At 57.8% G+C, this 12,285-nt stretch carries 10 protein-coding genes; 8 read left to right on the forward strand and 2 right to left on the reverse strand.

Annotated elements, in window-relative coordinates; all coding sequences use genetic code 11:
- Positions 1 to 18: 18 nt before the first annotated feature.
- On the reverse strand, positions 19 to 591 hold the full coding sequence (locus tag ACK4FF_RS14535; RefSeq protein WP_409710870.1) for a 5-formyltetrahydrofolate cyclo-ligase: 573 nt from the start codon (positions 589 to 591) through the stop codon (positions 19 to 21).
- Between the two features lie 55 nt (positions 592 to 646).
- On the opposite strand from ACK4FF_RS14535, the gene ACK4FF_RS14540 reads away from it, so the two are divergent.
- From ACK4FF_RS14540 to ACK4FF_RS14560, 5 genes are all read left to right on the forward strand, one after another.
- A complete protein-coding gene (locus tag ACK4FF_RS14540) occupies positions 647 to 2,599 on the forward strand; it encodes a transglycosylase SLT domain-containing protein (protein WP_409710872.1) in 1,953 nt (650 codons plus the stop codon).
- A gap of 32 nt (positions 2,600 to 2,631) precedes the next feature.
- Entirely contained in the window at positions 2,632 to 3,606 is a 975-nt protein-coding gene (locus ACK4FF_RS14545) for a complex I NDUFA9 subunit family protein (protein WP_409710874.1), read from the forward strand.
- A gap of 115 nt (positions 3,607 to 3,721) precedes the next feature.
- A complete protein-coding gene (locus ACK4FF_RS14550; RefSeq protein WP_409710876.1) occupies positions 3,722 to 4,903 on the forward strand; it encodes an aspartate aminotransferase family protein in 1,182 nt (393 codons plus the stop codon).
- A 74-nt stretch (positions 4,904 to 4,977) separates the two neighbouring features.
- A complete protein-coding gene (gene argF, locus ACK4FF_RS14555; RefSeq protein WP_409710878.1) occupies positions 4,978 to 5,889 on the forward strand; it encodes an ornithine carbamoyltransferase in 912 nt (303 codons plus the stop codon).
- A gap of 49 nt (positions 5,890 to 5,938) precedes the next feature.
- Positions 5,939 to 7,165: an argininosuccinate synthase gene (locus ACK4FF_RS14560; protein WP_409710880.1), complete on the forward strand. Its 1,227-nt coding sequence runs from the start codon at positions 5,939 to 5,941 to the stop codon at positions 7,163 to 7,165.
- Positions 7,166 to 7,257: 92 nt separating this feature from the next.
- Here the strand turns inward: ACK4FF_RS14560 and murB are convergent, their stop codons facing one another.
- On the reverse strand, positions 7,258 to 8,280 hold the full coding sequence (gene murB, locus ACK4FF_RS14565; protein WP_409710882.1) for a UDP-N-acetylmuramate dehydrogenase: 1,023 nt from the start codon (positions 8,278 to 8,280) through the stop codon (positions 7,258 to 7,260).
- A 66-nt stretch (positions 8,281 to 8,346) separates the two neighbouring features.
- On the opposite strand from murB, the gene ACK4FF_RS14570 reads away from it, so the two are divergent.
- The 3 genes from ACK4FF_RS14570 to pepN all read left to right on the forward strand — a co-directional run bounded on the left by ACK4FF_RS14570 (position 8,347) and on the right by pepN (position 12,250).
- Positions 8,347 to 8,832, forward strand: a complete 486-nt coding sequence (locus ACK4FF_RS14570; RefSeq protein ID WP_409710884.1) for a YajQ family cyclic di-GMP-binding protein — start codon at positions 8,347 to 8,349, stop codon at positions 8,830 to 8,832.
- A gap of 13 nt (positions 8,833 to 8,845) precedes the next feature.
- Positions 8,846 to 9,454, forward strand: a complete 609-nt coding sequence (locus ACK4FF_RS14575; RefSeq protein ID WP_409710886.1) for a hypothetical protein — start codon at positions 8,846 to 8,848, stop codon at positions 9,452 to 9,454.
- Positions 9,455 to 9,526: 72 nt separating this feature from the next.
- Positions 9,527 to 12,250 carry an aminopeptidase N gene (gene pepN / locus ACK4FF_RS14580; RefSeq protein WP_409710888.1) on the forward strand — a complete coding sequence of 908 codons (2,724 nt, stop codon included), beginning with the start codon at positions 9,527 to 9,529 and terminating at the stop codon, positions 12,248 to 12,250.
- Positions 12,251 to 12,285: the final 35 nt, after the last annotated feature.

A 12,285-nucleotide genomic window follows, 5' to 3' on the forward strand; every position in this document is an offset into this window, starting at 1 on the left:
CCGCCCCACCAAGACACGTCAAAACACGGGCGGCCTGAACTCACCGATCACTTCTCGGTCGGTGACGATGCAGTCCAGCAAACGGTCATGGGCCTGGGCGAATGGCTGGGAAATCTCTGCATCAGAAAATGCCACGCCAATCGTTTGGACTGGCGTAGCCAAGCGGGCAAGTGTGCGGTCGTACCAACCGGCCCCGTAGCCCAAACGCGCCCCACTGCGGTCAAACCCTACACACGGAATCAACAGGATTTGAGGCTGAACTTCCTGCGCTTTCGCAGGCACTGGAATGCCATAACGGCCCGGTGCAAGCGGAGCACCTGCCTCATGGGCATGAAACGCCAGATGGGCATCATCGCCTTGGTCCACACACACGGGCAAGGCCCATGACAGATGCTTGAGCGACGAATCGTTCAGCAAAGGCAACAGGTCGGGCTCACCCCTGACCGGGTAGTAGAGCGCTACAGTGCAGCGTGGTGCGGATTGGAGTAAAGTGGAGAGGTGTTGCAACAGAGCGTTGCAGGACTGTGTGTAGGAGTTTGGGTCGCGCTGGGCCCGGGCCTCGAGGGCGCGTTGCCGCCACTGTGTTTTCATGTATCGGACCATGTTGAAAAAATTCTCTTTCGCCCACTGTATCGCAGGTGCACTGATGTTGACAGCCGCCATGTGCGGGCTTGGTCACGGTCAAGCAGTGGCGCAATCCTTGAATGTGTCCGATCAAGGCGATTTGATGCGCCAGATCAAATCGGCCTATTCCGACGGACGTTTCTCGGAATTCAGCAGATTGGCCCAACAATTGCCTGATAATCACCTGTTTACTCCCTACATCGAGATTTGGCGTTTCCGCTTTTTCATCAAGGGCCAGGAAAAACAAAGCCCCGATGATGTGGTGGTGTGGCGCTCCGAGGAAGTGCTGCCCTTGCTGAACCGTTACCCAGCCACCTGGCCCACGGAACAACTGCGACGGGATTGGTTGCAGCAGCTCGCCAGGGCTGGCCAATGGGATTTGTACCGCCAACAGCGCACTGAATTGAAGTACCGCCCCGACCAAGGTGTGGAATGCGCAGACCTCTACCTGTCCGCCTATCAAGGCCAGGTGAACAAACCCGCGTTGAACAAAGTGGTGAGCAGTGAAAAGCGGCTGGCCCGGACCTGCCGCACCTTGCTGAAAACCTTGTACTACAGGGACATCATTCAGGCCGCAGACCTGGACCGACATGTTCTGCATTTGGTGGCCGACAAACAGGTGTCAGCCGCCACCCAGTTCGTCGACGAAATGAGTGACACCGCGTGGGGCCGAGGTATCGACACCCGCGCCTTGAGCAATGCTGTGGACAACCCGGACAAAGCCTTGAAACAGGCCAAATCCAGTGGCACCGACCTGATTGTTGCCACCGCCATTGCCCGCAAAGCCATTGCCGACCCGGCTGAGGCGGCGGCTTTGGTTCAAGGCCAGTATGCCCAACGTTTGTCCGAATCCACCAGCCGCTGGCTGTGGGCCCACATTGGCCACAGGGCAGCCCTGCTGTGGCAACCAGAGGCCAGCAAATACTTCAGTAAAAGCAGCCCTGAGGCCATGAGCGGCGAGCAGATGGAATGGCGAACCCGCGCCGCACTGCTTCAGGAGAACTGGCCGCTGGTGCTGCAAACCATCGACGAGATGCCCCAAGAACTGAAAGACAACCGCGCTTGGCAATACTGGCGCGGCCGGGCCCTCACCGCCACCGGGAAAACAGTCGAGGCCCGCCAGGAATGGATACGCGCGGCCAACAGCTTCAGCTTCTATGGCAAGTTGGCCAATGAAGAGTTGGGCACCACAGTAACGGCGCCCTTGAAGCCTCAACCCTTAACCCAGCAGGAACTGGAACGGGCCCGCAAGAACCCCGGCTTGCAACGGGCTTTGGCCCTGTACGACGCTGGCCTGCGGATGGACGGTTTTTGGGAGTTCAACCTGCAAATTGCCCAAATGAAAGACCGTGAACTGCTGGCAGCGGCGGCCTGGGCCGAGCGCAATCAGTTGTATGACCGGGCCATTGCGGCGGCGGACAAAACCGAAGCGGAACACGACTTGGCTTTGCGTTACTTGACCCCCTTCAGGGATAACCTCAAAGCCAAGGCCCAAGAGGTAGGCCTGGATGAATCGTGGGTGTATGGGCTGATTCGGCAGGAATCCCGCTTTTTGACGATTGCCCGGTCTGGCGTGGGTGCCAGTGGTCTGATGCAGGTCATGCCGGCCACAGCCCAATATGTGGCCAAAAAAATTGGCCTGGCTGGGTTCAAAAACAGCGACATCACCAACATCGACACCAATTTGACCTTGGGCACCAACTACCTGCGGATGGTGTATGACCAGCATGGCCAAAGCCCGGTGCTGGCTTCTGCGGGCTACAACGCAGGCCCAGGCCGGCCCAGTGCGTGGAAACGCCGCCTGGGTGAAGGGCGCGTGGTTGAGGGTGCCTTGTTCACAGAACTGATTCCCTTCGATGAAACCCGCGACTACGTCAAAAATGTGATGTCCAACACCGTCGCGTATTCGCTACTCTTGAACAACTCATCAACTCCGTTGAAACAACGACTGGGCATGATCCAGGGTTCCAACTGAGTCGCCCTTGATCCTCACCTTTTAGTTGCAGAATGAGCAAGCCTTTTAAAGTTCTCGTCATCGGCGGTGCCGGATTCATCGGCCAAGCAGTGTGCAACCAACTCGCGCGTGCGGGGGCACAAATCACCGTACCAACCCGCAGACTGGCCCATGCCAAGCATTTGCTGACCCTGCCCACTTGCAGAGTTGTTCAGGCGAACATTCACGACAGGGCAGCCTTGGGCCGCTTGGTGGCGGGCCAAGACGCCGTGGTAAACCTGCTGGGTGTCTTGCACAGCCGGCGGGGCAAACCGTATGGTCAGGAATTCAGGACCAACCATGTGGAATTTCCCAAAGCCCTGACAACCTCGATGATTCAACACCGGGTCAAGCGCTTGGTGCACATCAGCGCGCTGGGTGTGGGTGTGCAAAACCCGGCCCCATCCATGTACCTGCGCTCAAAAACCGATGGGGAGGCCATTGTGAAAGACAGTGGCCTTGCATGGACGATTCTTCGGCCTTCGGTGGTATTTGGGCCAGACGACCGCTTTCTGAACCTGTTCGCGGGTTTGACCAAGCTGTTTCCTGTGATTCCGCTGGCAGGTGCCAACACGCGGTTTCAGCCCGTATCGGTCAGCGACGTTGCAGCGGCCGTGGTGTCCAGCCTGACCGACAAAAACCGGGACACGGTGCACAACACCTACGACCTTGCCGGCCCGGATGTGTTGACCCTCAAAGAATTGGTCGCGATGTGTGGCAAGGCCGTGGGGGTTTCTCCCTGGATTGTTGGCCTGCCAGTGCCTGCGGCGAAAGCTCAGGGCTTCCTGATGGAATTGGCACCCGGTGCCCCGTTGATGAGCCGGGACAATGTGGACTCCATGCGAATCGACAATGTGCGCACCGCTGGCCAGTTGTTTCCCTTGGCCCATTACGACAGTGTTCGGGTAAGTGCCCCGCCCTACTTGGCTGCACGGTTCGGCCCCAGCGAGTTGGACCAGTACAGAAACCGGCGCCAATCCACCGACTAATTGCCTCAGGGCAAACCCCTTAAGCCTTGATTTATCGTACAATTTAGGCCTGCGCAGCCTGCATCGGCCATGGCTGCGTTTGTTTTTTAGATCGCGCATTTGAAGAGAGTCTGCTGTGTCTGATCATTTGATGAAAACCTACGCCCGTCAACCCATCGCCTTCACGCATGGTCAGGGTGCATGGATGTGGTCCACCGAGGGCAAAAAGTATCTGGATGGCTTGGCAGGCATTGCCGTCAACGGGTTGGGCCATAACCATCCCAAGCTGGTGAAAGCCATCGCCGACCAGGCGGCCCGACTGATCCACACCTCCAACCTGTACGGCGTGGTTGAACAGCAGACCCTGGCCACCAAGTTGTGCCAACTGTCTGGCATGCAGGAAGCCTTTTTTTGCAACTCGGGTGCTGAGGCCAATGAGGCCGCCATCAAATTGGCCAAACACTACGGCTACAAAAAAGGCATTGAAAACGCCCAGATCATCGTGATGGAACGGGCCTGGCATGGCCGCACCTTGGCCACGCTGGCCGCAACCGACAGCCCCAAAGCCAAAGTGGGGTTTGGTGAGTTACCGGGCGGGTTTGTGCGCGTACCGTACAAAGATTTCGCAGCCATTGAAGCGGCAGCCAAGGCCAACCCCGACATTCAAGCGGTGTTGCTTGAAGTGTTGCAGGGCGAAGGCGGTATCAATGTGGCTGAAACAGAGTACCTGCAGCAATTGCGTGCCTTGTGCACGGCCAAAGGCTGGCTGCTGATGATCGACGAAGTACAGAGCGGCATTGGCCGCACAGGCAAGTGGTTCGGCTATCAACACGCCGGGATTGTTCCCGATGTCATCACCTTGGCCAAAGGCTTGGGCTCTGGCGTACCGATCGGGGCCTGTTTGGCAGCCGGGCCTGCAGCAGGGGTGTTCACACCGGGCACGCACGGCACCACATTTGGTGGTGGCCCGCTGGTTTGTGCTGCGGCCATCGCCACGCTGGACATCATGGCTGAGGAAGGCCTGTTGGCCCGTGCCGATGAATTGGGCAACCTGATCCGTGGCATACTGGGCCGGGAGTTGTCCGGGGTTGAAGGCGTCAGGGACATTCGCGGACGCGGCCTGATGATCGGTGTGGAGCTGAGCAAGCCTTGTGCCGAACTGGTTGCAATTGCGCGGGACCATGGCTTGATCATCAACGTGACTCGAGACAACGTGGTTCGCCTGTTGCCCCCGCTGGTGATGACCAATCAAGACGCTGAAATGCTGGCCACGGAACTGGTTCCGCTGATCAAAGCGTTTCTCAAAAATACGGCCTGAGTCGTGCGGCGGCCCACAAGGCCGCCTGACCGCCTTTGCGGGCAAGCGACCCGGTGCCGGGAGAAGACAACACAATGCCTATCAAACACTTTTTACAGTTCAACGACATCAGCCGGGAGGAGTTCGACTACCTCATCGCCCGGACCCGTGACATCAAAGCGCGATTCAAGCGGTATGAACCCTACTACCCCTTGCAGGACCGCACCTTGGTGATGATCTTTGAGAAGGCATCCACACGGACTCGCTTGAGTTTTGAAGCGGGCATGCACCAGCTTGGCGGCTCCGCAATCTACCTGAACACCAAGGACAGCCAGTTGGGCCGTGGCGAGCCGGTCGAAGATGCGGCGCAAGTCATTTCCCGCATGTGCGACATCGTGATGATCCGCACTTTCGAGCAAGACATTGTGGAAAGGTTTGCGGCGCAAAGCCGAGTCCCTGTGATCAACGGCTTGACCAACGAATACCACCCCTGCCAAACCCTGGCCGACATCTACACCTTCATTGAACGGCGTGGTGACATTTCAGGAAAGACGGTGGCCTGGGTGGGCGATGGCAACAATGTGTGCGCCACCTGGCTTCAAGCGGCTGAACTGCTGGATTTCAAGGTCAACGTGTCCACCCCGGCTGGCTACAACATTGACACCAGCAAGGTGAACATCAAGGGCACGCACCACGAATGGTTTGAAGACCCGATGCAGGCCTGCAAGGGGGCTGACATTGTGACCACCGATGTGTGGACCAGCATGGGCTTTGAAATGGAGAATGCCGAGCGCCTGAAGGCCTTCGCCGACTTCCAAGTGGACGCCGACATGATGGCCGTGGCCGACCCTGAGGCCATGTTCATGCATTGCCTGCCAGCCCATCGCGGCGAAGAAGTTTCGGCCGAGGTGATTGATGGTCCGCAAAGCGTGGTGTGGGACGAGGCTGAAAACCGCCTGCACACCCAGAAAGCCCTGATGGAGTTTCTGCTGCTCGGTCGCAAGTGAGTGTGCAGACAATCCGAGAATTCCTTGATTTTGAACGTGTGAGACCAAGATGAGTGACGTGAACAAAGTGGTGCTGGCCTACTCTGGTGGCCTGGACACCTCTGTAATCCTGAAGTGGCTTCAAGACAACTACCAATGCGAAGTGGTCACCTTCACAGCCGACCTGGGCCAGGGCGAAGAGCTTGAACCTGCGCGGCAGAAGGCCCTGAAATTCGGCATCAAACCCGAGAACATTTTCATCGACGATGTGCGTGAAGAATTTGTGCGCGACTTCGTCTTCCCCATGTTCAGGGCCAACACCGTGTACGAAGGCGAATACCTGTTGGGCACCTCGATTGCACGCCCGCTGATCGCCAAACGGCTGATCGAGATTGCGCGTGAAACGGGTGCGGACGCCATCTCCCACGGTGCCACAGGCAAGGGCAACGACCAAGTGCGTTTCGAATTGGGCGCCTATGCCTTGATGCCCGGCGTGAAGATCATTGCCCCTTGGCGTGAGTGGGACTTGCTGTCCCGCGAGAAGCTGCTGAAGTATGCCGAAGACGCGGGCATTGAAATCGACATGAAGCACAAGAACGGCGGTGCGCCCTATTCCATGGACGCCAACCTGCTGCACATCAGCTTTGAAGGCCGCCACCTGGAAAACCCAAGCGCTGAGGCCGAAGAGAGCATGTGGCGCTGGACAGTCAGCCCCGAGGCAGCCCCGGATCAAGCCGAGTACCTGGACGTTGAGTTCGAGCGCGGGGACATCGTCGGCCTGAATGGTCAGCGCATGAGCCCTGCCACAGTGCTGACTGAGCTGAACCGGCTGGGCGGCAAGCATGGGATTGGTCGCCTCGACTTGGTCGAGAACCGTTACGTGGGTATGAAGAGCCGTGGCTGTTATGAAACCCCAGGCGGCACCATTATTTTGAAAGCCCACCGTGCGATCGAATCGATCACGCTGGACCGCGAAGTGGCGCACCTGAAAGATGACCTGATGCCGCGTTACGCCAGCCTGATTTATAACGGCTACTGGTGGAGCCCCGAGCGCGTGGCCCTGCAGACCCTGATTGACCACACACAAGCGCATGTGAACGGCTGGGTGCGCCTGAAATTGTACAAAGGCAATGTGATTGTGGTGGCCCGCGATTCCAAAACTGATTCGCTGTTTGACCAAACCATCGCAACCTTTGATGAAGATGGCGGCGCCTACAACCAGGCCGATGCAGGTGGGTTTATCAAACTGAATGCCCTGAGGATGCGGATTGCCGCCAAGGCGCGCAACCGCAGCTAAACCAACCCGCGTCATCACCACGGAAAACCCCGGATTCCACACCAGAATCTGGGGTTTTTTGTTGTTGAACCTGCCCGGGTTCCGGGCATCTATCAATCAACAATCAGGTTAGGCTCGGCTTCAAGATGGATCCCGAAGCGGGATTGAATGGTTTCCTGAATGCGCTTGATCAGGGCTTGGAGATCGCTACCTGAGCCGTGGCCATGGTTCACCAAGATCAGCGCCTGTTTCTCGTACACGCCGACCCCGCCTTCCCGACTGCCCTTCAGGCCTGCCTGTTCGATCATCCAGCCCGCAGCCAACTTGAATTGGCCATTCGGCGCGGGGTAATGCACGATGTTCGGATGGTCTGACAAAAGCCGATTCAACTCGGCTGCGCAGACGACGGGGTTCTTGAAAAAGCTGCCCGCATTGCCCAATACCGCAGGGTCGGGAAGCTTGGCGGTGCGCACGGCGCAAATGGCCTTCAGCACGTTCAGTGGGCTTACTTCACCGAAGGCCTGAACCTGACTGGTCACATCGCCATACCCCAACACCGGTTGCCACTTCACAGGCAAAGCAAAATCCACTGCGGTAATGACATAACGCCCCGCTGCCTGCTGTTTGAACACGCTGTCACGGTACTCAAACTGACATTCGTCGAGGGTCAAGGTGCCATGCTCACCATTCTGCAAGTCATAGACATGAACTGCAGACACCCTGTCCTTAAGTTCAACCCCATACGCGCCAATGTTCTGCACTGGGCTGGCCCCCACTGAGCCCGGAATCAACGCCAGGTTTTCCAGGCCAGGCCAATTCATGGCCACGGTCCATTCCACCAAGGCATGCCAGTTCTCCCCGGCCATCACGCGCAAATGGTGCCGACCCGCCCAAGTACCCAAGAACTGGCGACCTTTCAGGGCCATGACCCACAGGTGTCGGCTGGACAGGGGGTTAAGAAACACGGTGTTGCTGCCCTCGCCCAACAGCCAAAGCGACTGGCCGTCCAGGTAGGCCTTGCGATAACGGGCCAGGTCGGCAAGCGAGCGAATGAAATCCAGCCCACGGGCAACACCCCCCAACCCGAAAGTGTGGAGGCGAGAAAAATCAACGGATTGGGCCGGTACGTCAGACATGTGGGGCGGGGTATCGGGGGGCTGTAAGGATTACAATAACGGACATTGCCATGAAAGGAATGAACTATGCCGTCTTTTGATGTGGTCTGCAAACCGGACCTGGTCGAACTGCGCAATGCGGTGGATTTGGTGAACAAGGAAATCACGAACCGATTCGACTTTAAGGGGTCTGACTCCAGACTGGAGTTGAAAGAAAACACCCTATTCGTGTTCGCGGATGACGACTTCAAGCTGGAACAGGTGTCCGAGATCATCCGCAACAAATTTGCCAAGCGCAATGTGGACGTGCGTTTTCTGACCTTCGACAAGAAGGAGAAGATTTCCGGAGACAAGGTCAAACAAACCGTGTTGGTCAAAAATGGCCTGGACAAAGACCTTGCCAAGGAAGTGGTCAAGGAGATCAAAGACAGCAAAATGAAAGTGCAGGCCAGCATTCAGGGGGACACGGTGCGCGTGACCGGTGCCAAGCGCGACGACCTCCAAGCAGCCATTGCCCTTCTGAAAAAACAAGTGACCGAAACCCCACTGGGTTTCGAAAATTTCCGCGATTGAACAGGGAGCACCCATGAGCCATTCCGACCATGACCACAGCCATGACCATGACCACCACGGTCACGGGGATCATGACCACAGCGCCTGTGGGCACCACCATGAGGTGGTGTACAACAAAGTCGTTAAGGCCAAAAACAAGGTGGCCTCTGTGCTGCTGCGCAATGCCAAAACCTTGGCACTGACCTTCGACGAACGGCAGGAATTGCCCCACGACTGCGTCGCCACCGATGGCACTGCCTTGGTCTGCCATGTGCATGAACCCGTCGAAGCGGGCGACCGCTTGGTGTCCAACACCAACCTGTGGGCTGTGGTTGAAGCAGCGCCCGAGGCCCTGTTCAAGGTTCGTCGCGGGCAAACCGGCTACGAGACATTCATCCATGTGGCTGGCCTTGAAATGTGGCCCGTTGAACTGACCGAGGAAGGCGCCCACGTGGTGGCCAGCCACGAATGCATGCACATGCTGGAGCATTTTGGTTTGCAGTTCGAACAGATCGAAGCGCCCATGCATGAATTAAGCGTGCCTGAAATCAAGCATGACGACTGCTGTGGCCACGATCACGGCCATGAGCACTCCCACGACCATGGGCATGTGCACGGCCCGGATTGCGGTCACGACCACTGATCGATTCGACGCATTGCTGATCAAGGGGCGGCCAAACAGGCTGCCCCGCTGTCTCTCTAGGAGTTCCCCCGCATGAAAGATGCGCAAGCCCCAATCACCTTCTACCGGTCAGACTACAAGCACCCCAACCACCGCATTGTGCGCACGGACTTGGTGTTTCACTTGGACACGGCCAACACGCGGGTGGAGAGCCGGCTGGAGTTTCAGGCTTGGGATTCCAATGTGACTGCGACCGCCCCTCTGGAGCTGGACGGTGAGGACCTAGAGCTGATTGCAATCATGCTCAATGGGCAGGCCCTTGAGCCGACCCAATACCAGTTAAGCAGCACCGGTTTGATCATACCCAATGCCGGTGTGTCTGGTGTTCTTGAACTGGTGGTGACCAACAAGCCCGACCAGAACACCCGCTTGGAAGGCTTGTATGTGTCCAATGGCAATTTTTTCACCCAATGTGAAGCGCAGGGGTTTCGCCGCATCACCTATTTTCCGGACCGGCCTGACGTACTGAGCCGCTTCACGGTCACCCTGATTGCCAACAAAACCACGCACCCGGTGACACTGAGCAACGGCAACCTGCTGGACGCGAGCGACTTGGCCGATGGCCTGCACCTGTCCCGCTGGGAAGACCCATTCCCCAAACCCGCCTACCTGTTCGCACTGGTTGCCGGCACCTTCGTGTGTCAGGAAGAAACCATCACCAAGAGCAATGGCCAGCCAGCCCTGCTGCAGGTGTGGGTGGAGCCCGGTAATCTGGACAAAACTGACTTTGCCATGCAGAGCCTGAAAAAATCCATCGAATGGGACCGCCAGCGTTTTGGACTGGACCTGGACCTGGACCGCTTCATGATTGTGGCCACCGGCGACTTCAACATGGGCGCCATGGAAAACAAGGGTCTGAATATCTTCAACACCAAGTTTGTGTTCGCCAACCCTGAACTGGCCACCGACGTGGATTTTGAGAATGTGGAAAGTGTGGTGGGCCATGAATACTTCCACAACTGGACAGGCAACCGGGTGACCTGCCAGGACTGGTTTCAGTTGTCGCTGAAGGAAGGCTTGACTGTGTTTCGTGATCAGGAGTTTTCCGCGGACATGCAGGCTCATGGCTTGAGCCCGGCACAAGCGAATTCAGCAAGGGCTGTCAAACGCATTGACGATGTGAAAGTGCTCAGGGCTGCGCAGTTCCCGGAAGACGCGGGCCCCATGGCGCACCCCATTCGCCCGGACAGCTACCAGGAGATCAATAACTTTTACACCGTCACGGTGTACGAGAAAGGCGCTGAAGTCATTCGCATGCAGCACACCTTGCTGGGCGAAACCACCTTTCAGCGCGGCATGCAGATTTATTTCCAGCGGCATGACGGGCAGGCAGCCACGTGCGAGCAATTTGTAGCGTCCATGGAAACCGCACTGCAGGAAGACGACCCGAGCCAAAACCTTCAGCAGTTCAGGCACTGGTATTCCCAGGCGGGCACGCCTGAAGTAGCCGCCACATGGACCCACGACTTGACCAGCGGGGAATTCACGCTGCACCTGAAACAACATTGCCCTGCCACCCCCGGCCAGCCCAACAAACCGGTATTCCACGTGCCGGTGCGGCTTGGCCTGCTCAACCAACAGGGGCAGGACTGCCCGCTGACGCTGAAAAGCCCGGCGGGCGCCTTGCGCGGGGATGTTCTGAACTTCACGGAACAGTCACAAACCTTTGTGTTCACAGGCCTGCACCAAACAGTGGTGCCATCGCTGCTCCGTGGCTTTTCTGCGCCCGTGACCATGAAGACGGCGCACACGGCTGAGGACTTGATGTTCCTGGCACGCCATGACACCGACCCATTCAACCGCTGGGATGCTGGACAGCAAGTGTATCAACGGGCTATTCTGGAGATTCAAGCCAACAATGGCGAGGTGAGTGGGCCCGCCACGCGAGCAGCTGTGTCGGTGTTTGGTGATTTACTGGCCGACGCAACCTTGTCTGATGGCTACAAAGCCTTGGCACTGCAATTGCCCAGTGAAGGCACCCTGTTCGAGGCCATCGACGGCTTGGTTGACCCGTTGACCCTGCATTTGGCCCGTTGCAACCTTCGCGATCTCTTGGCGTGCACGCATGACAGCGCGCTGTCCGCCCTGTATGCGGACAAGCACCAGATTGGCGACTATGTGTACGACACGCTGGCCGCTGGCCAACGCAGTCTGAAAAACAGCGTGCTGGCCTACCTGTCATGCCTGGACGATGACTCTGCCTTGGACTGTGCCAAGCAGCAATACAACACCGCCAACAACATGACCGACCGCATGGCCGCCCTGACCGCACTGGTGCATTTTGGCCCAGCCCAAACCGAGGTGCTTCAGGACTACTATCAGCGGTTTGAAAAAGAGGCGCTGGCCATCGACAAATGGTTCATGGTTCAAGCCAGCACACCGGCCAGCAACACCGAGGTCGCCGTTCTGCCGCTGATTCAACAACTCATGAAGCACCCGGCCTTCAACTGGAAGAACCCCAACCGCGTGCGTTCCGTGCTGGCCGCACTGGGCATGCAAAACCCCAGCGTGTTTCACAGCCGTGACGGCTCCGGCTATGCACTGTGGGCGCAGTCAGTGATCAAGCTGAATGGCATCAACCCGCAGGTGGCCGCGCGCATGGCTCGGGCCCTGGACCGTTGGACCAAGCTGGTTCCCGACCTGCAAACCCATGCCCGCACAGCCCTTGAACAAGTGCTTGCTGCCAATGATTTGTCCCCCGATGTCCGCGAGGTCATCGGCAAGGCCCTGTCGGCGGGCAACACGCAAACCCCTTGAAATAGACCCAACACATCGATCGATCAGGAGAAACA

The organism is Limnobacter sp. (genome assembly GCF_046297615.1).
Taxonomy (GTDB): domain Bacteria; phylum Pseudomonadota; class Gammaproteobacteria; order Burkholderiales; family Burkholderiaceae_B; genus Limnobacter.

Excerpts from the sequence above, each read along its gene's own strand:
- ACK4FF_RS14560 (WP_409710880.1), top strand. The coding sequence starts at position 5,939 with ATGAGTGACGTGAACAAAGTGGTGCTGGCCTACTCTGGTGGCCTGGAC.
- ACK4FF_RS14540 (WP_409710872.1), top strand. The coding sequence starts at position 647 with ATGTTGACAGCCGCCATGTGCGGGCTTGGTCACGGTCAAGCAGTGGCG.
- ACK4FF_RS14570 (WP_409710884.1), top strand. The coding sequence starts at position 8,347 with ATGCCGTCTTTTGATGTGGTCTGCAAACCGGACCTGGTCGAACTGCGC.
- ACK4FF_RS14535 (WP_409710870.1), bottom strand. The coding sequence starts at position 591 with ATGAAAACACAGTGGCGGCAACGCGCCCTCGAGGCCCGGGCCCAGCGC.
- murB (WP_409710882.1), bottom strand. The coding sequence starts at position 8,280 with ATGTCTGACGTACCGGCCCAATCCGTTGATTTTTCTCGCCTCCACACT.
- ACK4FF_RS14575 (WP_409710886.1), top strand. The coding sequence starts at position 8,846 with ATGAGCCATTCCGACCATGACCACAGCCATGACCATGACCACCACGGT.
- argF (WP_409710878.1), top strand. The coding sequence starts at position 4,978 with ATGCCTATCAAACACTTTTTACAGTTCAACGACATCAGCCGGGAGGAG.
- pepN (WP_409710888.1), top strand. The coding sequence starts at position 9,527 with ATGAAAGATGCGCAAGCCCCAATCACCTTCTACCGGTCAGACTACAAG.
- ACK4FF_RS14545 (WP_409710874.1), top strand. The coding sequence starts at position 2,632 with ATGAGCAAGCCTTTTAAAGTTCTCGTCATCGGCGGTGCCGGATTCATC.